General features: G+C 70.7%; 20 protein-coding genes, 1 pseudogene and 1 riboswitch. Of the genes and pseudogenes, 10 read left to right on the top strand and 11 right to left on the bottom strand.

Features of this window, described 5'->3' with window-relative positions; genetic code table 11:
- Positions 1 to 20: 20 nt before the first annotated feature.
- The 6 genes from M3Q35_RS28695 to M3Q35_RS28670 all read right to left on the bottom strand — a co-directional run bounded on the left by M3Q35_RS28695 (position 21) and on the right by M3Q35_RS28670 (position 7,989).
- Positions 21 to 3,623 (bottom strand): ABC transporter ATP-binding protein, encoded by a 3,603-nt coding sequence (locus M3Q35_RS28695; RefSeq protein ID WP_273935655.1) that lies wholly within the window; start codon positions 3,621 to 3,623, stop codon positions 21 to 23.
- A 103-nt stretch (positions 3,624 to 3,726) separates the two neighbouring features.
- The gene (locus tag M3Q35_RS28690; protein ID WP_273935654.1) at positions 3,727 to 4,602 is read right to left on the bottom strand and encodes a hypothetical protein; all 876 of its coding nucleotides are present in this window, start codon (positions 4,600 to 4,602) and stop codon (positions 3,727 to 3,729) included.
- Positions 4,602 to 6,044, bottom strand: a complete 1,443-nt coding sequence (locus M3Q35_RS48970) for an ABC transporter ATP-binding protein (protein WP_273935653.1) — start codon at positions 6,042 to 6,044, stop codon at positions 4,602 to 4,604. The genes M3Q35_RS28690 and M3Q35_RS48970 overlap by 1 nt, the downstream gene beginning before the upstream one ends.
- Before the next feature lie 38 nt (positions 6,045 to 6,082).
- Complete coding sequence (locus tag M3Q35_RS28680) at positions 6,083 to 6,949, bottom strand: HAD hydrolase family protein (protein WP_273935652.1); 867 nt, start codon at positions 6,947 to 6,949, stop codon at positions 6,083 to 6,085.
- Between the two features lie 21 nt (positions 6,950 to 6,970).
- A complete protein-coding gene (locus M3Q35_RS28675) occupies positions 6,971 to 7,798 on the bottom strand; it encodes a hypothetical protein (protein ID WP_273935651.1) in 828 nt (275 codons plus the stop codon).
- A complete protein-coding gene (locus M3Q35_RS28670) occupies positions 7,795 to 7,989 on the bottom strand; it encodes a hypothetical protein (RefSeq protein WP_273935650.1) in 195 nt (64 codons plus the stop codon). Before M3Q35_RS28670 ends, M3Q35_RS28675 begins: the two co-directional genes overlap by 4 nt.
- Positions 7,990 to 8,396: 407 nt before the next feature.
- On the opposite strand from M3Q35_RS28670, the gene M3Q35_RS28665 reads away from it, so the two are divergent.
- Genes M3Q35_RS28665 through M3Q35_RS28650 form a run of 4 tightly spaced genes read left to right on the top strand, consistent with a single transcriptional unit; the run spans position 8,397 to position 13,429 of the window.
- On the top strand, positions 8,397 to 9,560 hold the full coding sequence (locus M3Q35_RS28665; protein WP_273935649.1) for a nucleotide disphospho-sugar-binding domain-containing protein: 1,164 nt from the start codon (positions 8,397 to 8,399) through the stop codon (positions 9,558 to 9,560).
- Between the two features lie 3 nt (positions 9,561 to 9,563).
- Positions 9,564 to 10,706 carry a nucleotide disphospho-sugar-binding domain-containing protein gene (locus M3Q35_RS28660; RefSeq protein WP_273935648.1) on the top strand — a complete coding sequence of 381 codons (1,143 nt, stop codon included), beginning with the start codon at positions 9,564 to 9,566 and terminating at the stop codon, positions 10,704 to 10,706.
- A 41-nt stretch (positions 10,707 to 10,747) separates the two neighbouring features.
- Complete coding sequence (locus M3Q35_RS28655; RefSeq protein ID WP_273935647.1) at positions 10,748 to 11,878, top strand: nucleotide disphospho-sugar-binding domain-containing protein; 1,131 nt, start codon at positions 10,748 to 10,750, stop codon at positions 11,876 to 11,878.
- Positions 11,879 to 11,938: 60 nt separating this feature from the next.
- Entirely contained in the window at positions 11,939 to 13,429 is a 1,491-nt protein-coding gene (locus tag M3Q35_RS28650; protein WP_273935646.1) for an MFS transporter, read from the top strand.
- Between the two features lie 64 nt (positions 13,430 to 13,493).
- On the opposite strand, the gene M3Q35_RS28645 is transcribed toward M3Q35_RS28650, so the two are convergent.
- The 3 genes from M3Q35_RS28645 to M3Q35_RS28635 all read right to left on the bottom strand — a co-directional run bounded on the left by M3Q35_RS28645 (position 13,494) and on the right by M3Q35_RS28635 (position 16,973).
- Positions 13,494 to 15,089, bottom strand: coding sequence for a S53 family peptidase (locus M3Q35_RS28645; protein ID WP_273935645.1), 1,596 nt, complete (start codon positions 15,087 to 15,089; stop codon positions 13,494 to 13,496).
- A gap of 174 nt (positions 15,090 to 15,263) precedes the next feature.
- Positions 15,264 to 16,382 (bottom strand): alanine dehydrogenase, encoded by a 1,119-nt coding sequence (ald, locus tag M3Q35_RS28640; RefSeq protein WP_273935644.1) that lies wholly within the window; start codon positions 16,380 to 16,382, stop codon positions 15,264 to 15,266.
- Between the two features lie 150 nt (positions 16,383 to 16,532).
- Positions 16,533 to 16,973: a hypothetical protein gene (locus tag M3Q35_RS28635; RefSeq protein ID WP_273935643.1), complete on the bottom strand. Its 441-nt coding sequence runs from the start codon at positions 16,971 to 16,973 to the stop codon at positions 16,533 to 16,535.
- 115 nt (positions 16,974 to 17,088) lie between these two features.
- Between M3Q35_RS28635 and M3Q35_RS28630 the strand changes: the two genes are divergently transcribed.
- Positions 17,089 to 18,015, top strand: a complete 927-nt coding sequence (locus M3Q35_RS28630; RefSeq protein WP_273935642.1) for a GlxA family transcriptional regulator — start codon at positions 17,089 to 17,091, stop codon at positions 18,013 to 18,015.
- Here the strand turns inward: M3Q35_RS28630 and M3Q35_RS28625 are convergent.
- Together M3Q35_RS28625 and M3Q35_RS28620 are read right to left on the bottom strand one after the other, a co-directional pair.
- Positions 17,996 to 19,488: pseudogene (locus M3Q35_RS28625) on the bottom strand (PucR family transcriptional regulator). The gene M3Q35_RS28630 and the pseudogene M3Q35_RS28625 overlap by 20 nt on opposite strands.
- A gap of 40 nt (positions 19,489 to 19,528) precedes the next feature.
- Complete coding sequence (locus M3Q35_RS28620; protein WP_273935641.1) at positions 19,529 to 20,701, bottom strand: glycoside hydrolase 5 family protein; 1,173 nt, start codon at positions 20,699 to 20,701, stop codon at positions 19,529 to 19,531.
- Between the two features lie 66 nt (positions 20,702 to 20,767).
- Positions 20,768 to 20,859, top strand: a riboswitch (glycine riboswitch).
- A gap of 137 nt (positions 20,860 to 20,996) precedes the next feature.
- On the opposite strand from M3Q35_RS28620, the gene M3Q35_RS28615 reads away from it, so the two are divergent.
- From M3Q35_RS28615 to M3Q35_RS28595, 5 genes are all read left to right on the top strand, one after another.
- Positions 20,997 to 22,370 (top strand): L-serine ammonia-lyase, encoded by a 1,374-nt coding sequence (locus M3Q35_RS28615; protein ID WP_273935640.1) that lies wholly within the window; start codon positions 20,997 to 20,999, stop codon positions 22,368 to 22,370.
- 124 nt (positions 22,371 to 22,494) lie between these two features.
- Positions 22,495 to 22,668 (top strand): hypothetical protein, encoded by a 174-nt coding sequence (locus M3Q35_RS28610; protein WP_273935639.1) that lies wholly within the window; start codon positions 22,495 to 22,497, stop codon positions 22,666 to 22,668.
- A 46-nt stretch (positions 22,669 to 22,714) separates the two neighbouring features.
- The gene (locus tag M3Q35_RS28605; RefSeq protein WP_273935638.1) at positions 22,715 to 23,152 is read left to right on the top strand and encodes a DUF6228 family protein; all 438 of its coding nucleotides are present in this window, start codon (positions 22,715 to 22,717) and stop codon (positions 23,150 to 23,152) included.
- Between the two features lie 53 nt (positions 23,153 to 23,205).
- Complete coding sequence (locus M3Q35_RS28600) at positions 23,206 to 23,793, top strand: hypothetical protein (RefSeq protein ID WP_273935637.1); 588 nt, start codon at positions 23,206 to 23,208, stop codon at positions 23,791 to 23,793.
- Complete coding sequence (locus M3Q35_RS28595) at positions 23,790 to 24,269, top strand: deaminase (protein WP_273935636.1); 480 nt, start codon at positions 23,790 to 23,792, stop codon at positions 24,267 to 24,269. Before M3Q35_RS28600 ends, M3Q35_RS28595 begins: the two co-directional genes overlap by 4 nt.
- The last annotated feature ends 1 nt before the right edge of the window (position 24,270 follow it).

Genomic DNA, 24,270 nt, shown 5'->3' with positions numbered 1-24,270 from the left:
CGGCAACCTCCACATGGTCCTCAGGCGGCGTCGTCGGCCAGGTGGGCGCTGGTGCGCCACATGGTGGCGTAGCGGCCGCCGGCCTCCAGGAGTTCCGCGTGGGTGCCCTGCTCGACGATGCGTCCCTGGTCCAGGACCACGATGCGGTCCGCGCGGGCCGCGGTGGCGAGCCGGTGCGCGACGACGAACGTGGTGCGGCGCCTGGCGAGGTGCTCGCTGGCCGCCAACACGACCGCCTCGGTGGCCGGGTCCAGTGCCGCGGTGGCCTCGTCCAGCAACAACACCGCCGGATCGACGAGTTCGGCCCGGGCCAACGCGATCAGCTGCCGCTGCCCGGCTGACAGGGCCTGACCCCGTTCGCCGACCTGCTGGTGCATCGCCTGTGGCAAACCGGCGACCTGCCGCAGCGCCCCGACGGCCCGCACAGCCGACGTCACCTCATCGCGTGAAGCCGACGGCCGCCCATACCGCACGTTGTCGGCCACGTCGCCGACGAACAGGTGCGCCTCCTGCGGCACGACGCCGAGCCGGCCGCGATAGCCGTCCAGGTCGTAGTCACGCACATCGACGCCGTCCACCAGCACGGCCCCGCCGGTCACGTCGTAGAACCGCGCGACCAGCTTGACCAGCGTCGATTTGCCGGCGCCGGTACGGCCGACCAGCGCCACGGTCTCGCCGGCGCGGACATGCAGGTTCACGCGATCGAGTGCCGGCGACGCGGCGCCCTCGTAGCGGAAGGTCACGTCACGGAGCTCGATGTCGCCGCGCAGCGTCGCCGGCACGGCCACGGGCTCGGCCGGCAGCACGATCGACGACCGCGTGCTCAGCAGCTCGCCGATGCGCTTCAACCCGACCATCGCCTGCTGGTAGCCGTCGAACACGCCGGACAGCTGCTGCACCGGCGCGAAGAACAGCCCCAGGTACAGCTGGAACGCCAGCAGCGCGCCGGCCGACAGGTCCCCGTTGGCCACGCGGTACGCGCCGACGGCCAGCACCGCCGCCTGCGCGAAGCCGGACAGCAGCGCCACGAACGGGAAGTACACGGCGATGTAGCGCTGCGCCCGCAGCCGCGAGGTCCGGTAGGCCAGACTGCGCTCTCCGAACTCGCGCGCCGAGTACTGCTCCCGTGTGAACGCCTGCGTGACGCGCAGCCCGGACACATTCTCCTGGAGGTCGGCGTTGACCACGCTGACCCGCTCACGCGCCTGGGCGTACGCCTCGGACGACGCCTTGCGGAAGAAGTAGGTGGCGACGGCCAAGATCGGGATCGCCGCCATCGACACCAGGGCCAGGCCGACGTCGGTGACCAGCAGCGCCACCGCGATGCCGACGATGGTCAGACCGCTCACCGCCGCCGTCACGAGGCCGGTCTGGAGGAACGTCGACAGCGCGTCGACGTCCGTGGTCATCCGGGTCATGATCCGACCGGCGAGCTCGCGCTCGTAGTAGTCGAGGCCAAGCCGTTGCAGGTGCGTGAAGCTCCGCACGCGCAGCACGTACAGCAGGCGCTCGCCGACGCGCGCGGTCAGCAGCGTCTCCACGCGCGCGTTCAGCCAGTTGACGACGACGATCCCCGCGCCGAGACCCGTGGCGATCCACAGCGCGCTCAGTGCGCCGCGCGTGACGCCGTCGTCCACGCCGTAGCGCACGAGCGCCGGCAGCGCCATGGAGCTGAGGGCGTCGACCGCGACGAGCGCACCGACGAGCACCAGCGCCCAGCGCACTGGGCGCAGCAACGACAGCAGTCCGAACTTGCGGTCCGTGGCACCGGTCTCGGGGCTGAGCAACGGCTGCTCCGTGGCCTCGGGCAGCGGCACCAGGTCCGGCACGTCGGGTTCCTCGGGCGCGACCTCTGGCCACAGCTCGGTCGATTCCACGTCCGCGCTCGTGGTCGCGTCCTCGATCGCCTCGCCGGGACCGGCCAGCAGTTCACGGAACAGCGCGCAGCGCTCGTTGAGCTCCTGCTCGGTGCCGACGTCGACCACGCGGCCCTGGTCCAGCACTGCGATGCGGTCGGCTAGTGCGAGCGTCGAACGTCGGTGGGCGATCAGCAGCGTGGTGCGCTGCGCGGTGACGGCCTTGAGCGTGTCGTGGATCGCCGCCTCGGTCACGGCGTCGACCGCGGACGTCGCGTCGTCCAGCACGAGCACGCGCGGCGCCGACAGCAGCGCGCGGGCCAACGCGATGCGTTGACGCTGTCCTCCGGACAGCGTCAGGCCGCGCTCGCCGACCTTCGTGTCGTAGCCCTCGGGCAGCGCGTGAATGAACTCGTGCGCCTCGGCCGCCCGTGCAGCCTCCTCGACTTCCGCTTCGGTGGCCTCAGGCCGTCCGTACGCGATGTTGCCGCGGATGGTGTCGGAGAACAGGAACGCCTCCTCGAACACCACCCCGACCGCGTTCCGCAGCGAGTGCAGCTTCAGATCCCGCACGTCGACACCGCCGACGCGGATCGCGCCGGCGTGCACGTCATAGAAGCGGGGCAGCAACAGCGACACGGTTGATTTGCCGGAACCGGCGGTGCCCACCAGTGCGAGCGTCTCGCCTGGCTCAACGTTCAGGCTCACGTGAGCCAAAACCGGTTCCCGGCGCGAGTACCCGAACGTGATGCCGTCCAGCTGCACGGACAGTGGGCCGGTCGGCACGTCCGCATCGCCGTCGCGCACATCGGGCTGCGAATCGATGAGCTCGTTGACGCGGTTCACGCTGGCCTTGGTGACCTGCGCCGTGACCATCGCCGAAGCCAGGAACCGGGCCGGGCCCAGCAGCCCGGTCACGTAGCTGGCGAAGGCGAGGAACGTGCCGAGCGTGACCTGGCCGTGCAACGCCAGCCAGCCGCCGAGACCGAGCACCGCGATCTGTCCGAACAGCGGCATCGCGCCCAGCGTCGCCGTCGGCGGCGCGGTCAGCCGCGCCGCGCGCATCCGTAACGAGAACAGTCGACGGGCCCGGGCCTCCAAGCCGCGGATCTCACGGCCCTCCTGGCCGAAGCCCTTCACCACGCGAACGCCGGTGACCGTCTCCTCGACGTGCTGCGCGACGTCGGCCGCCTGCTGCTGCGCGTGCCAGGTCGCGGAGAACAACGTCTTGCGGCTGCGCAGCGCCACGTACACCACGGCCGGCACCACGATCAGCGCGATTACCGTCAGCAACGGCGACAACCACAGCATCGCGCCGACCGCCACGAGTACGAAGGCGATGTTGCCCAGCGCGTACGGCACCATCATGACCAGGCCCTGGACCTGGTTCAGGTCGCTGATCGAGCGGGACACGACCTGGCCGGTGCGCAGCTCGTCCTGCTTGCCGCCATCCAGCCGCTGCACCGCCGCGAACACCTGCCCACGCAGGTCGTGCTGCACGTCCAGGGCCAGCCGTCCGCCCAGGTAGCGCCGCAGGAACGCGGTGACGAAGGTCAACACCTCGATGCCGGCCAGCGCGCCGATCAGCCAGCCCAGCCGGGTGGTCGTGCCGGCCACCGCGTCGTCCACCGCGAGCCGCACCACCAGCGGCGCGACCGCCTGCTGGCCGACGCCGAGCACCGCCGCGCCCAGCGACAGCACCACCACGACCGGATGCCGCCAGCACGCCGCGGCCAGCCGCCGCACCCATCCCGTTTGTTCGGACACAGAAGTAACTTACGGTGTCCGCCCTTGATCATGCCCCCGATGTCACATGCGGACCGGAGGTGCCGAATGGAGGCAAGTCCGACGCGCATGTGACATTTGAGGGTCAGGTGATGTCGCGGGTCTTGCTCATGAGCCAGCCGGCGACTGCGAAGGCGGCGGTCCAGGCGGCGAAGATCAGGCCGCTGATCCACCAGTCGTAGGCGCCGCCGGCGCCGGCCGCGGTGCGGATGGCGTTGCTGAACAGCTCCTGGGCCTCGCCGGTCATCAGCGCGCCGATGTTGGGCACCTTGTCCACCACGAGCTGGGAGGCGACCGAGCCGGTGAGGCCGTTGGCCGAGCCGTTGATCAGGATGCCCGGCCAGTGGTCGGGCAGCGCGAGGCCGATCAGGTTCTCCACCAGCAGGGTGTAGAGCAGCAGCGAGATGATCGACGCGATCGGGTTGCCGAACAGGGCGCCGACGCCCATGCCGAGCAGCGTCCACAGCATGCACGAGACGATGCCGGAGGCGGCGATCTCCAGCCAGCTCACCGCGTCCGGCAGCTGCTCCGGCCGCGAGGCGATGGCCATGCCGATGCTGGCCACGCCGGTGATGACCACGCCGAACAGCAGGCCCCACGCGGCGTACGTGACGGCCTTGGCCGACAGCAGGCTGCCGCGGTTGGGCGCGGTCAGGTAGCTGGTGGTGATGGTCCGGCGGTTGATCTCGCTGGACATCGCCAGCGCCCCGAACACGATGGGGAAGATGGCGCTGATGTTCACCGTGCGGGCGAACATCAGCGTCGACCACGGCAGGTTGTTGAAGTTCAGCCGCAGCTGGGCGGCCACGACCGAGTTGTCGATCTGGTCGACGACGGCGCCGATCAGGTAGTTGCCGGCGATGCTCCACAGCGCGGCCAGGGCCACCGTGGGAATGAGCAGCGCCCACCACATCTTGGTGGTGAGGATCTTGCGGAACTCGGCGGAGATGAGCCGGCCCATCAGGCGTTACCTCCCCAACCGCCGGCGGGCGGCTGCTGCTGGTCCTGCGGCGGCGCGGAGGGCTGGCCGCCGTACTGCTGGCCGGGCTGTTGTTGCTGGTACTGCTGCTGGTTCTGCTGCTGGGGATCGACGGGCGGCGCGTAGCCCTGGGGCGGTGTGCCCGGCGGCGGCGCGAAACCCGGGTACTGCTGCTGCGCGTACCCCTGCGGCGGCGTGCCGGGCTGCTGCGTCGGGGCGTAGCTCGGCGGCTGGTTCGGGTCGTAGCCGGGCGGCGGTGCGGCATAACCGCCGGACGGCTGCTGCGGCGGACCCGCGTAAGGCTGGTTGGGGTCGTATCCCGGTGCGGTGTAGCCCTGGGGCGGCGTGGCCTGGGGCGGTGCGGCGTAGCCGCCGGACGGCTGCTGCGCCGGACCCGAGTAGGGCTGGCTGGGGTCGTACCCGGGCGGCGGGGCGGCGTAGCCCTGCGACGGCGGCCCGTAGCCGCCGCCCGGCGGCGGTCCGTATCCGGGCGGCGCCCCGTAGGCGGCCTGCTGGCCGGTGTACTGCCCCTGGGTCAGCCGGAAGAACAGCTGCTCGAGGTCGACGATCTCCTGCTGGATGTCGTACAGCGCGATGCTGGCCGCCATGGCCAAATCCGCCACGGTCTTGCGGTCGACGCCGGTGATGGCCAGCCGGCCGTCCGGCGTCTGCTCGACCATGTTCACGCCGGCCTCGTTCAGCTTGGCCACCAGCGCCTGCGGGTCGGCGGCCTGCACGAGCACCCGGCTCTGCTGCGACTGCCGCAGGTAGTCCAGCGAGCCGTAGTACACGGTCTGCCCGCGGCTGATGATCACGACCTGGTCCACCGTCTGCTCGATCTCGGCCAGCAGGTGGCTGGAGATCAGCACGGTCCGGCCGGTGCGCGCGAACGACTGGAGGAAGGCCCGCAGCCAGGCGATGCCCTCGGGGTCGAGCCCGTTGGCCGGCTCGTCGAGCACCAGCACCTGCGGGTCGCCGAGCAGCGCGGTGGCCAGCGCCAGCCGCTGCTTCATGCCCAGCGAGAAGCCGCCGGCGGCCCGTCGCCCGGCCTCGGTCAGCCCGACGAGCTCCAGCACCTGGTCGACCCGCTGGTCCGGCACGCCCATGGCGGCCGCGTACACCCGCAGGTGGTTGCGGGCCGTGCGGCCCGGGTGGAACCCCTGGGCCTCCAGCACGGCCCCGACCACGCGAGCAGGGTTGCCGAGCTGGTCGAACGGGAGGCCGTTGATGGTCGAGGTGCCCGCGTTCGGCCGCACCAGGCCGAGCAGCATGCGCAGCGTGGTGGTCTTGCCGGCGCCGTTCGGCCCGAGGAAGCCGGTGACCGACCCGGGCTCGACGGTGAAGCTGAGGTTGTTGACCGCGGTGATCGGGCCGAACTGCTTGCTCAGGCCCTGCACCACGATGCGGCCACTGCCGTCGTGCACGTGTTCCTCCCGGTGCCGGTGCGTGCCCTGGTCATACCCTATTCAGCGGCTGCGCGCCGTGAGATCGCGAGCTGATCCGTCAGATATGTGACGACGCCGTCATCGTCGTTGGTTCCCGTGACGACCGTGGCGGCGGCGCGCACCGCGGGCTGGGCGTTGGCCGGCGCGATGCGGCGGTCGGCGACGGCGAACATGGGCAGGTCGTTGACGTGGTCGCCGCACACGGTGATCTCGCCGTGCAGGTCGAGGCGCTGCCGCAGCTCCAGGATGGCTGCGCCCTTGCTGGCCAGCGGGCTCTGCACGACGACCTCGGACCAGCCCGGGCTGTACGAGTTCAGCGCGGCCCACACCCGGGCGGCCTCGCCCACCGCCTCCTGCACGCGGGCCGCCACCGCCGGCGCGTCCTCGTCCGGCACGTACGAGCACAGCATCACGACCTGTTCGGCGGCGGCGACGGCCCGCAGGTCGGCGGTCTCGGTCAGCCGCGGGTCGTGGTACCGGCGCTTCTCGGCGATGAACCAGCCCGCGCCGCCGTTGAGGTCGGCGCCGAAGTGCACCCGATCGCGGGCCCCGTCCCAGCTGGTCACGATGGGGGCACCGAGCAGCTCCACGACCGTGCCGGCGGTGGCCGCGTCCAGCGCGTTGGTGACCAGGTGCTGCCCGCTGCGCAGATCGGAGATGTACGCCCCGTTGTGCTCGATCACCGGCAGCGCCACGTCCACGCCGGGCAGCATCGGGCGCATGGCGGCAGTGCTGCGCGCGCTGGCGATGGTCAGCGCGACGCCGGCCGCGACGAGCCGGTTGAGCCCGTCGCGGGCGACGTCGGACAGCGACGTGTCGGAACGCAGCAGCGTCCCGTCCAGGTCGCAGACGAGCAGCTGCCCCGGTGACATCAGCCAGTTCACCGGTCCCATCCTGCCCGCGGGTTACTTGGCGGCGGGTGAGCCCTGCCAGTAGTCCTCGAGCACCCGGCGCATCTCCTCGGTCTCCGCGTCGGGCTCGCCCAGCAGCTCGAACCGCGGCGCCTCGGCCACCACCATGGTGTCCTCCAGCGGCTCGATCGGCGGCATGGCCGGCTCGGCCGGCGCGGGCAGCACACCACCGAACGCGCCGATCGGGTCCAGGGTGGCCAGCGCCGGGGCGTCCGGCCGGTCCAGGTACTCGCTGGGCGCGGGCCACGTCGGGTCGTCGACGATGGCGAACGGCCCGGAGCTGGCGATGGCCGGCGGCGTGCTGGCCGGCATGACCGGCGTGTAGCTGGGCGCGGGCGGCAGCGCCGCGCGGATCACCGGCAGCCGCACGGTCATCTCCGCCGGCACCTCCGGCGGGATATCGGGCGGCAGCTCCATGCTGCGCCGCGCGGTCGCCGGCAGCGGTGGCGTGCGCACGCCCTGCACGGGCGCTGCGTTGGAGTGCTTGCCGTGTCGGCCGCCGCGGCGGAACAGGCCGAACAACCCGCCGCGCTGCGGCGGGGGCGGCGGCGTGCCGGCGCCGATCAGGTGCTGGTGTGCGAGCAGCCACACCTTGCACGGCCAACGCCGCTTGCGCAGCCGGCCGGGGCAGGCCCGACAGCGGCCCTCCTCGTCGGCGGTGTGCACCTCGAGCAGCAGCCGCCAGCCGTCGGCCAGCCGCTGTAGCTCGGCGCGGGCCAGCGGGGCCAGCGCGCCACCGGCGTTGGTCTGCTCCGCGGCCTGGTCCAGCGCGGCCAGGCGGCGCAGTACGGCGCGCCGCATCCCGTCGTCCACAGTGCTCATTCGCTCAACCCCAGATCCCCAGCCGCCCGGTCGAGTGCGCTGTGCAGCCGCCGCGTCTGCTGCGGCGACAGCACCGCTGTCGCGCCGGGCGGGGCCACCAGCACCACGCTGTCGTGCTCCACCAGCACCGTCATCGACCGGTCCCGGCCGAACGGGTCCAGGCAGTCCACCCACCAACGGGGTTCACTCATCAGGCATCTCCGTCAGGCTCCACGGGGTGCCACGCGAGTGACTGTCAGGCTGGCGGCACACACCCGTCTCACATCGGCCGATCGGGGCAGTTCACACAGTCTGCGAGGCAGGGTTTCACCCGTTTGCACGCTCGTTCACCCGTTCGAGTGGCGGCGGCGAAGATTTTTTCGACGGATCTCGCGCAAACATGAGGCAAATCGGCGGTCGAGACCCTAAGCTGTTCTCGGCGGCCCGCTCCCAGTGACCCCCAGGCTGGTTGAGCGGGCCGCTCTTCTTTTCTCCAGTGTTGTCTAAGGCGCATGACCGGCGCCCCCGTCACATCCTCTGGCGCACCCTCCTCGACGTGACCTTCGCTTGGCCGCTAAATTGTGGGTGTATCCCATCTCTTTCGTCACGGGGGTTCCTGATGAGAGTTCTGGTCACCGCGTCACCCGGCCTCGGCCACATGCTGCCGATGGTGCCGATCTCCTGGGCGCTGCGCGCCGCCGGCCACGAGGTGCTGCTGGCCATGTCCGGCCGCAGCCCCGAGCACGTGCCGATGCTGGCCGCATCCGGTCTGCACGTCGTCGAGACCGCCGACCACGCGCGGTTCGAACGGCTGATGCAGGCCACGCGCGACCAGGTCGACGTCAAGGCCATCCAGCAGCGGATCAAGGAGGCCTCGCGCAGCGGCGACTTCGACCGGCTCACCGGGGTCGCGATGCAGCTGTTCGCGCCGCTGTCCGTGGCCGTCGCGGACGCCGTGGTCGAGCTGGCCGACAGCTGGCGGCCCGATCTCGTGCTGCACTCGCCGCTGGAGGGCGCCGGCGCGCTGGCCGCGGCCAAGCTCGGCGTGCCCGCGGTGGAACAGGCGTTCGGCCTGTTCAGCCCGGCCGACCGCAGCACGCGGATCGCCGAGGTGCTGGCCGACACCTATCAGCAGCACGGCGTGGACGGCCCGCCGCCGCGTCGCGGCCTGCTCAATGTCGCCCCGCCGAGCATGGGCACGCCCGAGACCGGCTGGTCGATGCGGTACGTGCCGTACAACGGCGGCGGTCAGCTGCCGGACTGGCTGCTGCGCCGGCCCGACCGGCCGCGGGTGGTCGTGACGCTCGGCACCGTGCTGCCCGGCTTCGCCGGTCTCGGGCCGCTCCAGTGGCTGGCCGACGTGGCTGGTGGCATCGACGCCGAGTTCGTGGTCACGCTCGGCGACGCCGACGCGGAGCAGCTGGGCGCGCTGCCGGCCAACGTGCGGCCGGTGTCGTACACGCCGCTCAACGCACTGCTGGCCACCAGCACCGCGGTGATCCACCACGGCGGCTCCGGCTCCACCATGACCTCGCTGGCGCTGGGCGTGCCCCAGTTGGTCGTGCCGCAGGGCGCGGACCAGTTCCACAACGCGCACGAGGTGGCCAAGCGTGGCGTCGGCTTCGAGGTCGACACCGATGTGCGCCAGGTCGACGCGGACGACCTGACCCGACTGCTGACCGACGCCTCGCTGGCCACCGCGGCCGCCGAGGTCCGCGCCGAGATCGCCGCCCTGCCGGCGCCGGCCGAACTCGTCTCCCGACTCGAAGAACTGGTGGGCTGAACCATGCGCGTGCTCGTCACTGCCCTGGCCGGAGCCGGCCACCTCTTCCCGCTCGTCACGACCGCGTGGGCGCTGCGCGCCGCCGGCCACGAGGTGCTGTTCGCCACCGGCGGCGACATGGGCGCGGTCGCCACCACCGGCCTGCACTCCTACGACGTGGCCCCCGGCCTCGACATGCGCTCGGTGGTCGGCGCCAACGGTCCCAACGCCTTCCGCAGCTCGACGACCGGCCAGGCGTTCCCCACGACCCCCGAGGCGGTGCGGGAGCACCCGGCGTTCCGGATGTTCAACGGCCTGGCCGAGGCCATGGTCGACGGCCTGGTCGGGCTGGCCAAGGAATGGCAGCCGGACCTCGTCGTCTACGAGTCGATGCACGTCATCGCCCTGCTCGCGGCCGAAGCGGCCGGGGCCAAGGCGGTGTCGCACGCGATCGGCGTCGCGCAGAACCAGCGCATGCTGGACCTGTTCGGCAGCATGCAGGTCGACATCTTCCAGCGCTACGGCCTTGACGCCATCCCGAAGCCGGACGCGCACATCGACGTCGCGCCGCCGAGCTTCAAGCAGCCGGAGGGCTGGTCGATGCGGTACGTGCCGTACAACGGCGGCGGCCAGCTGCCGGGCTGGCTGACCGCCCGCCCGGAGCGGCCGCGGATCGCCGTCACGCTGGGCACGGTGGCCCCGATGATGACCGGGCTCGGGCCGGTGGAGCGGATCGCCGCGGCGGCGGAGAAGATCGACGCCGAGTTCGTGCTGGCCCTGGGCAACGCCGACGCGTCCGGGCTGGACCTGCCGGACAACGTGCGGTCGGTGGGCTACGTGCCGCTCGGTCCGCTGCTGGCCACCAGCACCGCAGTGATCCACCACGGCGGGGCCGGCACCACGCTGACCGCGCTGGACGCGGGCGTGCCGCAGATCGTGGTGCCGCAGGGTGCGGACGGCCCGATCAACGCGGCTGCGGTGGCCGCCGCCGGCTGCGGATTCAACGTGGCGACCGAGGAGCTGGACGGGACGGTGATCGAGCGGCTGCTGTCCGAGGAGTCGCTGCGGGTCGAGGCCGCGCGGGTGCGGGCCGAGATGCACGCCATGCCGTCGCCGGCCTCGGTGGCCGAGCGGCTCACTAAGAATTTCGGTGGACAGATCTCTTAGTAGGAGAGTTAAATGGGCGGCACAGGGAGGAGAACATCGTCATGCGCATTCTGATCACCACGTCCCCGGGCCTCGGCCACGTCCTGCCCACCATCTCGTTCGCCCACGCGGCCCGCGCCGCCGGCCACGACGTGCTCTACGCCATGGGCGGCTACGTGTCCGCGGTGTCCGACGCCGGGCTCCAGGTCGTCGACGCGTCGCCGGGCACCGACTACGCCCAGGTGTTCCAGAGCTTCGGCGCCGAGCACTTCGCGAAGATGCAGCAGGCGCAGGGCGACCTGCGGCGGACCATGGAGCTCGCGCTCCAGATGTTCGCCAAGGTCTCCGAGCCGACGCTGGAGACCGTGGTGCGGGTGGCCGACAAGTGGCAGCCGGACGTCGTGCTGCGCACGCCGTTGCAGGCCGCGGGGCAGCTCGCCGCCGGCAAGCTCGGCGTCCCGCTGGTGACGCTGGACCTCGGCATGGGCCGCGACCGCGGCTTCGACGACATGCGGGAGGTCACCTACCGCGAGCTGCGCGAACACTTCGAGCAGCACGGTGTGGCCGAGGCGCCGAAGTCGGCGGTTCGGCTCAGTGTCACGCCGCCGAGCGTCGGGCCGGCCGAGGACGCGTGGCCGATGCGGTACGTGCCGTACAACGGCGGCTCGGTGCTGCCGGAGTGGCTGTTGGATCGCCCGAGCCAGCACCGCGTCCTCATCACGCTCGGCACCGTGTTGCCGAACTTCGGTCTCGGCGCACTCGAGCCGATCGTCGAAGCCGTCAGCAAGGTGGACGCGCAGTTCGTGCTGGCGCTCGGGGACGTGGACCTGACCTCATTGGGCGAGCTTCCGGGCAACGTCCGTGCCGTCGGCTACCTGCCGCTCGGCGCGCTGCTGTCCACTTGCGACGCCGCGATCCACCACGGCGGCGCCGGCACCACCATGACCACTGTGGACGCCGGCATCCCGCAGATCGTGGTGCCGCAGGGCGCGGACCAGTTCCTCAACGCCGACACCGTGCAGGCCAACGGCCTTGGCCAACGGGCATCGGCCGACGAGGTCGACGTCGCGCTGATCGAGCGGCTGCTCGGCGACGCGGACTGGCAGGCCAACGCGCGGCGCATGCGGGCCGAGATGCACGCCATGCCGTCGCCGGTCGACGTGGTCGACCGGCTGGCCGGCTTCGTCGGCTGAGGAAAAGGGGTGGTCGGCCCCCGTACCGTGGGGGCCGACCGACTTTCCGGGGGGATGACTGTGGCTGACGGACGCCATCCGCAGCGGTGGCTGATCATGGGTGTGCTGTGCCTCGCGCTGCTGGTCGTGGTGCTGGACAACACGATCCTCAACGTGGCCGTGCCGACGCTGGCGACCAAGCTGTCGGCCAGCACGTCCGACATCCAGTGGATGATCAACGCCTACGTGCTGACGCTGGCCGGCCTGCTGGTGGCCGCCGGCAGTCTGGCCGACCGGTTCGGGCGCAAGCGGTCCGTGCTGTTCGGCATCGCGGTGTTCGGGCTGGGCTCGCTGGCCGCGGCCTACTCCACGTCGTCGGGCATGTTGATCGGCGCGCGGGCGTTCATGGGCGTCGGCGCGGCGTGCATGATGCCCGGCACGCTGGCCGTGGTGATGCAGGTGTTCGACGAGGACGAGCGCCCGCGGGCCATCGGTATCTGGACCGCGGTGCTGTCCGTCGGCGTGGCCATCGGGCCGGTCATCGGCGGCTTCCTGCTCCAGCACTTCTGGTGGGGCTCGGTGTTCCTGGTCAACGTGCCGGTCGCGGTGCTGGCCTTCGTGGCCGTGCTGCTGTCGGTGCCGGAATCCCGTGATCCCAACGCCGGTCGGGTCGACGTGCTGGGCGCGGTGCTGTCGACCGTCGGCGTGGTCGCGGTCGTCTACGGCGTGATCTCCATTCCTGCGTACGGCTGGGTTTCCGGCGTCGTGCTCGGGGCCGTCGGCTTCGGCGTCGCGGCGCTGGGCGCGTTCGTGTGGTGGGAGCTGCGGACGTCGTCGCCGATGTTGGACATGGCCCTGTTCCGCAACCGCATGTTCAGCGGCGCGGTCGGCGGCATGATCCTCGGGCAGTTCGGCATCGCCGGCTCGATGTTCCTGCTCACCCAGCACTTGCAGTTCGTCATGCACTACGGGCCGATGGAGGCCGGGCTGCGCGTTGCGCCGCTGCCGGCGTCGATGCTGATCGTCAGCACGTGGTTCAACGCCCCGCTGATCAAACGCCTTGGCACGCCTCGCGCCTTGGCCCTTGGCATGGGCGTGGGCTCCGTCGGGTTGGCGGTCGTGGCGCTGGCCTCCGGCGTCGGCTACCTGCCGTTGTTGGTGGGCATCGTGCTGCTCGGGGCCGGTTTCGGGCTGGCCGGTCCGGCCGCCGCGGGCGCGTTGCTCGGGGCCATTCCCGTGGAGCGGGCCGGTACGGCGTCGGGCGTCTCCGGCATGCTGACCGAGATCGGTGACGGCATGGGCATCGCCGTTCTGGGTTCGGCGCTGGCCGGCTGGTTCGCGGCCGGGCTGCCCACCGGGCTCGGTCCCGACGCCGCCCGTTCGCTGCCGTCAGCGTTGGCCGCCGTGCAGACACATCCGGAGTTGGCCGGCGCGGTGGAGAACGCCTTCGCTTCGGCGTTGTCAGTGAGTCAGCTGTTCGGCGCCGTCGCCGTGCTCGGCGGCGGCGCCGTCTCCGGCTTCCTCCTCTGGCGGGCCGCCACCACCAGGGCCGAAGCCCCGTCAAGCCGGTGAAGCTTGGAAGGGGGCCTTCCTCCACTCCGAGTGGAGGAAGGCCCCCTTCCAAGCGTTAAAGCGGTCAGCCCTTGAGGGCGGCGGCGAGCTTGGCGCCGTCGTAGGAGCCCCAGCCGGTGACCTGGTCGTAGCCCTGGCCGGCCTTGAAGGTGCCGTTGCTGCCGGACGTCACGTCGTGGAAGCCGGTGCCCTTCAGGCCGTACAGCGCCTGGTTGGCCGCGCCGAGCTTGGTGCCGTACAGCGCGGCGAAGCCGGCCCACATCGGGGCGGCGCAGCTGGTGCCCCCGTAGACCTGCCAGCTGCCGCCGGAGTAGATGGCGTAGCCGCTGTTCGGGTCGGCGTCCGACGACACGTCCGGCACGGTGCGCTTGCCGTTGACGCCGGTCTGCCAGCTCGGGGCGTCGAACTTGGTCGAGGTGCCGCCGCCGGAACCGTTCCACGCCGACTCGGAGCCGTAGCTGCTGCCGCTGACGGTCAGGTGCGTGCCGCCGACGCCGGTCACGTTCGGGTCGGAGGCCGGGTAGTCGACGGCGTCAACGCCGCTGCCGGTCTGGCTGCGGGTGCAGTCCTTGGAGCCGTCGTCACCGGAGGCGGCGAAGAAGCTGATGCCCTCGGCGGTGGCCTGCTTGATGCCGTTGCTGGTGCCGGTGATGGCCGCGTCGGTGGTGTCCGGCTCGCACGAGCCCCACGAGATCGACACCACCGAGACCTTGTTGTCGCTGGCGATCTGGCTGGCCATGTCGACCTCGCCCTGGTCGCTGTTGGGCGCCTCGTACACGTAGGTCGACGCGGCCGGGGCCATCGCGTTGACGATCTCGATGTCCAGCTCGACCTCGCCCTGGCCCTCGCCCGGCTGCGAGTCGTAGCTGGCGCCGTCCACCGACACCGTCTTCGGCGCCGACGAGTTCAGGCTGAACTGCTTGCTGTACTGGGCGATGTTCGACGCCTGGTAGCCGTCGAACTCCCACAGCGCGACCGACTGGCCGGAGCCGGTGCCGAGCGAGCCGGTGTCGTACGCCCCGCGCAGCTGCGTCGGGTTGTAGCCGGACGGCGCGTGCGGCTTGCGGCCATTGGTGTTGTTGGTGTGCTTGACGGCGTGGTTGTCCAAGCCGACGACGCCCTGCACGGCGGCGGCGACGGCGGCCGGCAGCTTGGGCGCGGAGTCGTTGGCGAAGAAGTCGCGGTGCTGCGTGGTGTCGGTGTAGCGGCTCAGCGAGGTGCCGAACGCCTGCTGGAGCTGGGCGGCGGTGCCGTCGGCGGTCACGATCTGGCGGTTGGCGCTGACCTTGCTCACGGTCAGTCCCTGCCCGCGCAGGAAGTCGGCCACGCTGTCCACGGTGGACTGCGTCGGCGCGAACCGGTCGTTGAACTGTTGCGGCGTGAGGAACTTGCCGTGCTGCGGCGAGCGAGGATTGCTCACGTCAGCGATGAATTTGTCCAGTTCGCTGCTGTTGCGCAGTTTCAGGGCGACCGAAACCGACATCTTGCTGGCGGCGTCGACCGCGCCGTCCCGCTGGCTGTGGGCCAGCGCCGGGGAAACGTTGCCGGGAACGGAGACGAGCGGCGCGGTCTGCGCGGCGGCGGTGCCGGCCATGGCCGCCGCGGCCAGTAGCGGCAGGGGCGCCGCGGCCAGTGCGAGTGCGCGCAAGCGTCGTGACATGTGGTGACTCCTTGGTTCGAGGCAGGGTTCGCGCCCAAGTGGTCACCGACGCTAGACGTGTAACGCTCAGATGGGAACAGACGATGTGAGGGGTCTTTCAACAGTCCATCAACAGACGACAGGCCGGCCGCGCTGTTCGCGCGACCGGCCTGTTCCCGGAATGCCGAGCTTGGCTCAGATGGTGACCACGTCGCTCAGCGGGGTGTGCGAGAGCCCGTGCGCCACCGCGACGGGCTCGTTGACCAGCTTGCCGTCGTGCACGTTCAGGCCGAGCGCCAGCGCCTTGTCGTCGCGCAGCGCCTGCTCCCAGCCCTTGTCGGCCAGCGCGACCGCGTACGGCAGGGTCACGTTGGTCAGCGCGTAGGTGGAGGTGTTCGGCACCGCGCCCGGCATGTTGGCCACGCAGTAGAACACCGAGTTGTGCACGGTGTAGGTCGGGTCGTCGTGCGTGGTCGGCCGCGAGTCCTCGAAGCAGCCACCCTGGTCGATGGAGATGTCGACCAGCACCGAGCCCGGCTTCATCCGCGACACCAGCTCGTTGCTGACCAGCTTGGGCGCCTTCGCGCCGGCCACCAGCACCGCGCCGATCACCAGGTCGGCCTCGAGCACGGCCTGCTCCAGCGCGTAGCGGTTGGAGGTGACGGTGCGGATCCGGCCGTGGAACTCGTGGTCGATCTGGCGCAGCCGGTCCACATTGGTGTCCAGGATCTCCACGTCGGAGCCCATGCCGGCGGCGATCGTCGCCGCGTTCACGCCGGCGACACCGCCGCCGAGCACGACGACGCGGGCCGGCCGGACGCCGGGCACGCCGCCGGGCAGCACGCCGCGGCCGCCGGAGGGACGCATCAGGGAGTAGGCGCCGACCTGCGCGGACAGCCGGCCGGCGACCTCGGACATCGGGGCCAGCAGCGGCAGCGCGCCGTTCGCGGTCTGCACGGTCTCGTACGCGATCGCGGTGTTGCCGGACGCGATCAGCGCGTCGGTCAGCGGGCGGTCGGCCGCCAGGTGCAGGTAGGTGAACAGGGTCTGGCCGGCGCGCAGCTTGGGGTACTCCGCGGCGATCGGCTCCTTGACCTTGAGCACCAGCTCGCCCTCGGCCCACACGTCGTCGGCCGTCGCCAGCACCTTGGCCCCGGCGGCCAGGTAGTCCTCGTCCGGGATGGACGAGCCGGCGCCCGCGCCGGCCTGCACGAACACGTCGTGGCCACGGGTGACCAGCTCGTGCGCCCCGGCCGGGGTCAGCGCGACGCGGTACTCGTGGTTCTTGATCTCGCGGGGGACGGCGATCCGCACGATGTTCGGTCCTTTCCGGGCGCACGGCTTGTTGGTGTGTCGCTTACCACGGTGGGCTACGCCAACCGGGGTGTCATCGTGCGCCCGGAAGTATCAAACGGTCTTCTCGTTGTGCTGGGAGCACAATAGGCGTCAAGGTCTAGACCTTTGTCAGCCGGCCAGCGAGGACCCCGGGCGGAAGATCATCACGACCGTGACCACGGCCCACAGCAGGTTGAACAGGCCGGTGTACATGGCCAGCTGGGCGGTCGGCGTCGGCTTGCCGTCCAGCACGCGCTGTTGGTACGGCAGCACCAGCAGGCCCAGCACCAGGGCGGCGAGGCCGGTCAGCACGATCGAGACGATGATCCACAGATCGCCGGTGACGTGCAGGATGCCGGCGACGGCGAAGCCGAACACCGGCACCGCGATGGCGACAAGGGCGTAGACCTTGCAGATCCGGTTGAGCAGCCGCAGCGTGGCCATGTCCGCGTCGTTTCCGCTGGCCAGGGCCTTGCGGGCGGTGGGAGGGAACATGCTGGCGGCCACCGCGACCGGCCCGATGGCGATGATCACGGCGAGGATGTGGATGGTCAGCAGGATCTTCGTCACGGCGGGTGGGTCCTCCCTCTGAGCTACTTCACTCATTCAGCCCCATCATTCGCCTGCTGAGACAGTGGCTGGATCGCCAGGTACCAACGGATTCCGGCCAGCTACCGTGGGCGGCATGCACACCGTCGCCGTGCTGGCCCTGCCGGACGTCATACCGTTCGACCTGGCCACGCCGATCGAGGCGTTCCGGCGCACGCCCGGCTACCGGGTTCTGGTCTGCGCGCCGTCGCCGGAGATCTCCGCCGGCCTGTTCACGCTGACCGCCCCGCACGGCCTGGAAGCGCTGGCGACTGCCGACACCATCGTGCTGCCGGGCTGCACGGAGTTCGACGTGCCGAGTTCGGTTGTCGATGCCTTGGTGGCAGCGGCTTCTCGCGGCGCTCGGCTGGCGTCGATCTGCACCGGTGCCTTCATCCTGGCCGCCACCGGCTTGCTGGACGGGTTGCGCGCCACCACTCATTGGGCCGCGGCCGCCGAGCTGGCCGCGCGCTATCCGTTGATCGACGTCGATCCGGATGTGCTGTACGTCGACAACGGCCAGTTCCTGACCTCGGCCGGCGCGGCCGCCGGTCTCGATCTCTGCCTGCACATCATCCGCCGCGACCACGGCTCCGCGGTGGCCGCCGACGCCGCGCGGATCGCCGTGATGCCACTGGAACGCGAGGGTGGGCAGGCGCAGTTCATCGTGCACGACCTGCCGCCGGTGCCGCGGGGCGCCGAACTGGAGAAGTTGTTGGTGTGGCTGGAGGAGAACTCCGTCCGGGAGCTGACGCTGGACGAGATCGCCGCCCAGGCCGGCATGAGCACTCGCACGTTGAACCGGCGTTTTCGGGAGCAGACCGGGACTTCGCCGCTGCGCTGGCTGCACCGCGCTCGCGTCCGGCGGGCGCAGCACCTGTTGGAGGCCACCGACGAACCGGTGGAACGCATCGCCGTTCGGTGCGGATTCGGTTCTCCGACAGCGTTTCGTGAGCACTTCAAGCGCATCGTCGGCACCAGCCCACAGTCCTACCGAGCGGCTTTCACGCCCACTTCAACGTGACCAGCTGCGTCAGCAGGGCCAGCCGGACATCGGGGTCGTCCAGGTCGACCACTTCGCCGATCTTCTTCATCCGGTACCGGAAGGTGTTCGGGTGGATCCGCAGCGCGCGGCTGGCCTCGCGTGGGTCGCCGGGATGGCGCAGCCACTGGTACAGCGTGTCCAGGTCCATGTCCTTGAGGTCGTTGAGCGGGCCCAGTTCGGCCACGCCGGAGGCCTTCGACGCCGCGGCGACGCGGTGCAGCACGAGCGAGGACCACACCTCCTCATAGCCGGCCAGCCGTTGGTCGGTGAGTCCGGTTCGCAGCAGTGCCAACGTTTCGTCAGCCTGGGACCGGGACAGCGACAGGTCGTTGAGGTCCACCGCGCTACCCGCGGCGACCAGCGGCCCGCCGGTCGCGAGGACCGCTCGCAACTGGGTCCAGCCCTTGTCCGGCACCACGGCGTAGAGCACTCCGTGCAGATCCGCGACCGCCGGCCGGCGACCCACGCCCCGGGTCATCCGCTCCCACAGCGCCAGCCGTACGCCTTCGGCGTCGGCCGCGTCCTCACTGGCCGCGTCGATCGCCACCACCCGGTGCGGCTGCTCCTCCAGGCCCAGCTCGGCCGCCGCGGCCCGGCTGCCGGTCGTGCCGGACAGCACCGCCCGTACCAGCTCCGCCGACCGCATCCGCTCCGCGTCGACCCGGGCCCGGCGGCGCAGCAGGTGCAGCGCCACGACCGGTCCCGTGTCGGCGAACGCCGCCGAGCGCTCGTCGCTGACCTCGCCGTCGACCACCGCCCACATCGAGCCCAGCAGTTCGCCGCCCATTCGGATCGGCACGATCAGCCGGGGCAGCGTGCCGTCCCGCTGGGCCGGCACGAAGATCACCGAGCGGCCCTTGCTGAGCTGCCGGAACACCCCCGGCTGCGGAACCGGGCCAGCACGTCGTCCGGCACCCGGCGGCCCATGATCGTCGAGACCCGGGCCGGGTCCGTGCGGTCCTGCCGGGTCGAGTAGGCCAGCACGCGGGAGTTCGCGTCCTCGATCGTCACCGGCGCGTCGATCACCGCCGCCACCGCGTCGGCCAGCCGGAACAGGTCGCCGAACTGTTCGACCTCGCCGTCCGACTCGTCGTCCGCCGCCGCGTCCAGCACCGCCCTGAGCAGCCAGACCAGCTGCGCCCAGGCCGCTTCCTGCCGTACTTCGACGATCGCTATCTCTGCTTGGCCGGCCGCGTCGAGCACCTCTTTGTCACCGGCTTGCGGCTGCTTCAGCAGCACCCCCGCCGCGCCCTTCGAGTGCTTGATCAGGTCCACCGCGTCTTTGCGGCCGCCGACCGCCACCCCCAGCACGAGATCCCCCGCCGCGATCACGTTCCGCCGCCCCGGCTCCGCGATCACCACGTCCGTCACGCTCTGCGGCGCCGCCGCCGCGTGCACGGCGCGCAGCATCGTCGGCCCCACCCGGTCGACGACACCCTGCACGGTCACCATCGCGCCATCGTCTCACCGGGGCCGCCATCGGCAACCGCGCTCAGACCGTCAGGACCTCGGTGATGCCCCGGGCGCTCAGATACTCCGGTGTCGTCTCCATCACCACCGCCAGCCGTCGGCCCTCCTTGGCGTGCCGCATCCAGGCCTCGAAGAACGCCCCGCCCGGGCCCGAGGAGCTCCGCTTGCCGTCGAAGAACAGCGCCGTCGTGCGCTCCACCGGCTTCGGCAACTCTGCGTGCACGGCGTTGGCCACGGCCTTGGCCAGCGGCTTCGCGTTGCCGTCCGCGTCGAACAGGCCCAGGCCGTACTCCAGCTCCGGGTAGTCGATGAACCTGCGGTTCACGTCGTGCGAGCACCACCAGGTGAGGCCCCAGACGTTCTTGCAGGTAGCGACGTTGCCAATCGTTTGCTCCGCGTACTCCACGGCGTGCTCCACCGGGATGTGCGGGGCCGGCGCGCCCACCTCCTGCACCCAGATCACCCGGTCGGGCGTGCCGTAGGCACGGGCCAGCTCGGTGCCGTACTCGGCCAGGTGATGGATCTCCGTCGACTGCGGACCGTAACGACGGGCCGCGTTCAGCGTGAACACCCAGGGGTGGACCGTGGTCATGGCGCCCTTGGTCGCGCTGGCCAGCGGGGTGAACGGGTGATCATCGACGTACCAGGCGTCGTCGAAGGCCGAATGGCAGTGCGGATGGTCCGGGTCGGCCTCGTCGACCGTGGCCAGCAGCTGGTCCAGCCAGAAATCCACCTCGGCCGGCGTGCACGGGTTGTGGGCCACGAGATTGTTCATCTCGTTGCCCAGCGTCATGCCCAGGAAGTTCGGCTCCGGGCGCAGCGCCGTCGCCAGCGTGCGCAGCAGCAGCGCCTGGCCCTCGAGTACGTCGGGATCGGTGAAGACGTTGCGGTGGTGCCAGGTCTGGGTCCAGGAGGGGTAGAAGTCGAAGCTCGACAGGTGGCCCTGGATGCCGTCCACCGTGACGTCCAGGCCCGCGTCGGCGGCGAGCCGGACCATGTCCAGCAGCTGCTCCACCGCCTTCTCCCGGACCACGCCGCGGTTGGGCTGGAAGACCGACCAGATCGGGAAGATCCGCACGTGGTCGAGGCCGAGGCCGGCCAGCTGGTCCAGGTCGCGGCGGATCGAGTCCGGCTCGAAGTCCAGCCAGGTGTGCCACCAGTGCTTGCTCGGCGTGTAGTTCGCCCCGAACCTCATCAGCCGCTCCCCGGTTCGTTTACAGTGAGAGCCAACAATTCCACACAGGCCGCGTGCCTTCGGCACACAGCCCGGTCGGGAGAGCCCTCGGATTTCTCGGGGCGCCGAAGGAGCAAGCCTCCCCGCACACTCTCAGGCAACCAGACCGGCCGGGCGAGGCAACTCTGGAAAGCAGCGTGCGCGGTCGTGCATGCCACCCACGGTGCAAGCCGTCGCGGTCGTGACGGCGAAGCTCTCAGGTCCCATGACAGAGGGGGAGCCTTCCGCCTGCTTCTCCCATGCCCTGGAGTCCGTGATGGCCATCAGCGTTTTCGATCTCTTCTCGGTGGGGATCGGTCCCTCGAGCTCGCACACCGTCGGGCCGATGCGCGCCGCCTCGATGTTCGTCTCCCGCCTCCGGGCCGGTGGGGTGTTCGACTCGGTCGCCCGGGTGCACGTCGAGCTCTTCGGCTCCCTCGGCGCGACGGGTCATGGTCACGGCAGCCCCAAGGCCGTCATGCTCGGTCTTGAGGGTTCCCAGCCCGAGCTCTGCGACCCCACCGACGCCGACGACCGCGTGGCCGGCATCCGCGCGTCGTCCCGGCTGGTGTTGGGTGGTTCCCGGGAGATCGAGTTCGTCGAGGACACCGACCTCGTCATGCACCGTCGCAAGCAGCTTCCCTTGCACCCCAACGGCATGAGCTTCGCCGCTGTTGATGCCGACGGTGCTTCGCTCGACTCCGCCGTCTACTACTCGGTGGGCGGCGGCTTCATCGTCGACGAGACCGCCACCGGGACCGACCGGATCAAGCAGGACTCCACCCCGTTGCCCCATCCTTTCCTTTCGGGCGACGAACTCCTCGCCCGTACAAGGGAATCCGGGCTCTCCATCAGCGATGTCATGCTGTCGAACGAGCAGTCCTGGCGTTCCGAGGCCGAGGTTCGCTCGGGTCTGCTGCACATCTGGCACGTCATGCAGGAGTGCGTCGAGCGGGGCTGCACCGTCGAGGGCACCCTGCCCGGCGGTCTCAAGGTCCGTCGCCGGGCCGCTGACCTTCGCCGGACCCTCGCCGCCGAGCACTTCGCCACCGATCCCCTTCGGGTCATGGATTGGGTCACCCTCTTCGCCCTCGCCGTCAACGAGGAGAACGCCGCCGGCGGTCGCGTCGTCACCGCCCCCACCAACGGCGCCGCCGGCATCGTCCCCGCCGTGCTGCACTACTACTCCCGCTTCGTCCCCGGCGCTTCCGACGACGGCGTCGTGCGTTTCCTCCTCACCGCCGGCGCCATCGGCGTCTTGTTCAAGGAGAACGCCTCCATCTCCGGCGCCGAGGTCGGTTGCCAGGGCGAGGTCGGCTCCGCCTGCTCCATGGCCGCCGCCGGTCTCGCCGAGGTGCTCGGCGGCACTCCCGAGCAGGTCGAGAACGCCGCCGAGATCGCCATGGAGCACAACCTCGGGCTCACCTGCGACCCCATCGGCGGCCTCGTGCAGATCCCGTGCATCGAGCGCAACGCCCTCGCCTCCATCAAGGCCATCACCGCCGCCCGCATGGCCTTGCGCGGCGACGGCGCCCACTTCGTCTCCCTCGACAAGGTCATCAAGACCATGCGCGACACCGGCCGTGACATGAAGGACAAGTACAAGGAGACGGCCCGCGGCGGCCTCGCGGTCAACGTCATCGAGTGCTGAGCAACGGGGATGCCGGGGCAGGGCCGCGGGCGAGCGGAGCATGTGACAGACCGCAGTCGACCTGATGGTCGCCCCGGCCCGCGGCGGACCGAATTTGTCAGGGGTAGTCGCTACCGTCGGCTCCGTGGTCGATCTGAACATGCCCGATGGTCTTAGCGACGACGAACGGGTTCAGTGGCTCCGGGAGACGGGCGAGGCGCTGCGCCGTGAGACGGGGCGGTCGTCAGGGGTCACGGAGCATCAGCCGGGCAAGGATGGTCAGTCGGTCTGGGGCATCTGGTGGTCGGACGACGGGTAGGGGAAATCAGACGCGGCGGCGACCTCGTGCTGCCTACCCTGCGCGCGTGGAACACGAGTGTGTGGCGGTGGAGGACGACGAGGCGGCGGTGCGGGTGGGAGGGCCGGAGGGGTGGGTGAGGGTGTGGAACCGGGTGGTGGATGAGTCGCTGTATCCGTTGTCGGCCTTCTGCATCGAGATGGGGGCGGGGGAGATGACGGCGAGGCTGCACAAGGTGGTGCTGCACAACGAGGGCCCGGACAAGTTCGTGGCTGAGGTGGCGGAGAGCTACGAAGGGTGGAGTGGGGAGAAGACGTGGCAGAGCCTCAGCCGGGACCTGACGATCAAGGCGGTGTTCAAGACCTGGGGGTACGTGGACATGACCTGGGCGCTGTCGCCGCGGTCGATGTTCATCGACTGGCGGGCTGAGGTGACGGTGCGGGGGATCCAAGCAGGGGAAGAGATGCGGAGGCTGGCGGAGGACATGGGGGCGCTCCTGGGGTGAGGTCAGGGGGAACCCTGATGTGGGGCGCGGCCGCTGAGTGAAGGCTGAAAGCCATGGAGGGGAACGGGATCGGCCGGGTGATGGCGGGGGCATGCCTGGTGGCGGGACCGGCGCTGATGGGGGCGTCGACGGCGTTCTGGGAGGGGAGCGGTCAAGGGGCGACGGGCGGGGCGCTGGTGGTGCTGGCGACGGGGGTGTGGGCGTACGGCCTGGTGAAGGTGCTGGCGGGGATATCGAGGAAGCTGCCGGTGTACGGGGCGGTGGCGACGCTGGTGACGGTGCTGGGAGTGGTGGGCGGCACGGCGTTCGGGGTGCAGGCGATATACGAAGAAGCGCTGGGAATGTCGCACGGGAAGGCGATCGAGGTGCTGGGGGAGCATCCGTTCGCGGCGGACGTGGCGTTCTGGGGAGCGGGACCGATGTTTCCGGCGGCGCTGGTGCTGACGGGGGTGGGCCTGCTGCTGGCAAGAGGGGTGCCGAAGTGGGTGGGAACGCTGGTGTGCCTGGGAGGACTGGCCTTCCCAGCGGCGCTGATCACGAGGGTGGAGTGGCTGGCGAGCGGGGTAGATCTGCTGCTGCTGGTGCCCTTCGCGTTCCTGGCCTGGAAGATGGTGCGAGAAACGGAGCTGGCAACGGCATGACGCCGGACGAACTGGTCGCAGCGGCGATGGAAGCCGCGGAAGAGGGGATGACGCAAGGGGGACTGCCGATCGGGGCGGTGGTGGCGTCGGGCGACGAGATCGTGGCCAAGGCGTACACGAAGGACAGTGGGGGCCGGCTGAAGCACGCGGATCTGCTGGCGATGCTGGAAGTGGACGGCAAGGGGTACCAACGGCTGAGGCTGGCGGTGAACCTGGAGCCGTGCCTGATGTGCCTGGGGGCGGCGATGTCGTTGGGGGTCAAGGAGATCTACTACGGCCTGAACTCGCCGGGGGACGGGGCGGCGGGCATTGCGAGGGTGTGGCAGCCGGGGCCGGGCATGGGGTGGTATCGGGCGCCGGAGATGCACGGGGGCATCCGGGCGGACGAAGTCCGAGCGCAGTTCGGGAGGTACTGCGGGCTGGCGCCCGACACCCCGCTGCGCACGTGGGCAAAAACGCTTGTGGCCCAACCATAGA

It is taken from the genome of Kutzneria chonburiensis (genome assembly GCF_028622115.1).
Lineage (GTDB): Bacteria > Actinomycetota > Actinomycetes > Mycobacteriales > Pseudonocardiaceae > Kutzneria > Kutzneria chonburiensis.
This window is presented reverse-complemented; position numbering and strand designations above follow the sequence as displayed.

Excerpts from the sequence above, each read along its gene's own strand:
- M3Q35_RS28690 (WP_273935654.1), bottom strand. The coding sequence starts at position 4,602 with ATGGGCCGGCTCATCTCCGCCGAGTTCCGCAAGATCCTCACCACCAAG.
- M3Q35_RS28675 (WP_273935651.1), bottom strand. The coding sequence starts at position 7,798 with ATGAGCACTGTGGACGACGGGATGCGGCGCGCCGTACTGCGCCGCCTG.
- M3Q35_RS28670 (WP_273935650.1), bottom strand. The coding sequence starts at position 7,989 with ATGAGTGAACCCCGTTGGTGGGTGGACTGCCTGGACCCGTTCGGCCGG.
- M3Q35_RS28665 (WP_273935649.1), top strand. The coding sequence starts at position 8,397 with ATGAGAGTTCTGGTCACCGCGTCACCCGGCCTCGGCCACATGCTGCCG.
- M3Q35_RS28660 (WP_273935648.1), top strand. The coding sequence starts at position 9,564 with ATGCGCGTGCTCGTCACTGCCCTGGCCGGAGCCGGCCACCTCTTCCCG.
- M3Q35_RS28655 (WP_273935647.1), top strand. The coding sequence starts at position 10,748 with ATGCGCATTCTGATCACCACGTCCCCGGGCCTCGGCCACGTCCTGCCC.
- M3Q35_RS28645 (WP_273935645.1), bottom strand. The coding sequence starts at position 15,089 with ATGTCACGACGCTTGCGCGCACTCGCACTGGCCGCGGCGCCCCTGCCG.
- M3Q35_RS28630 (WP_273935642.1), top strand. The coding sequence starts at position 17,089 with ATGCACACCGTCGCCGTGCTGGCCCTGCCGGACGTCATACCGTTCGAC.
- M3Q35_RS28620 (WP_273935641.1), bottom strand. The coding sequence starts at position 20,701 with ATGAGGTTCGGGGCGAACTACACGCCGAGCAAGCACTGGTGGCACACC.
- M3Q35_RS28615 (WP_273935640.1), top strand. The coding sequence starts at position 20,997 with ATGGCCATCAGCGTTTTCGATCTCTTCTCGGTGGGGATCGGTCCCTCG.
- M3Q35_RS28600 (WP_273935637.1), top strand. The coding sequence starts at position 23,206 with ATGGAGGGGAACGGGATCGGCCGGGTGATGGCGGGGGCATGCCTGGTG.
- M3Q35_RS28595 (WP_273935636.1), top strand. The coding sequence starts at position 23,790 with ATGACGCCGGACGAACTGGTCGCAGCGGCGATGGAAGCCGCGGAAGAG.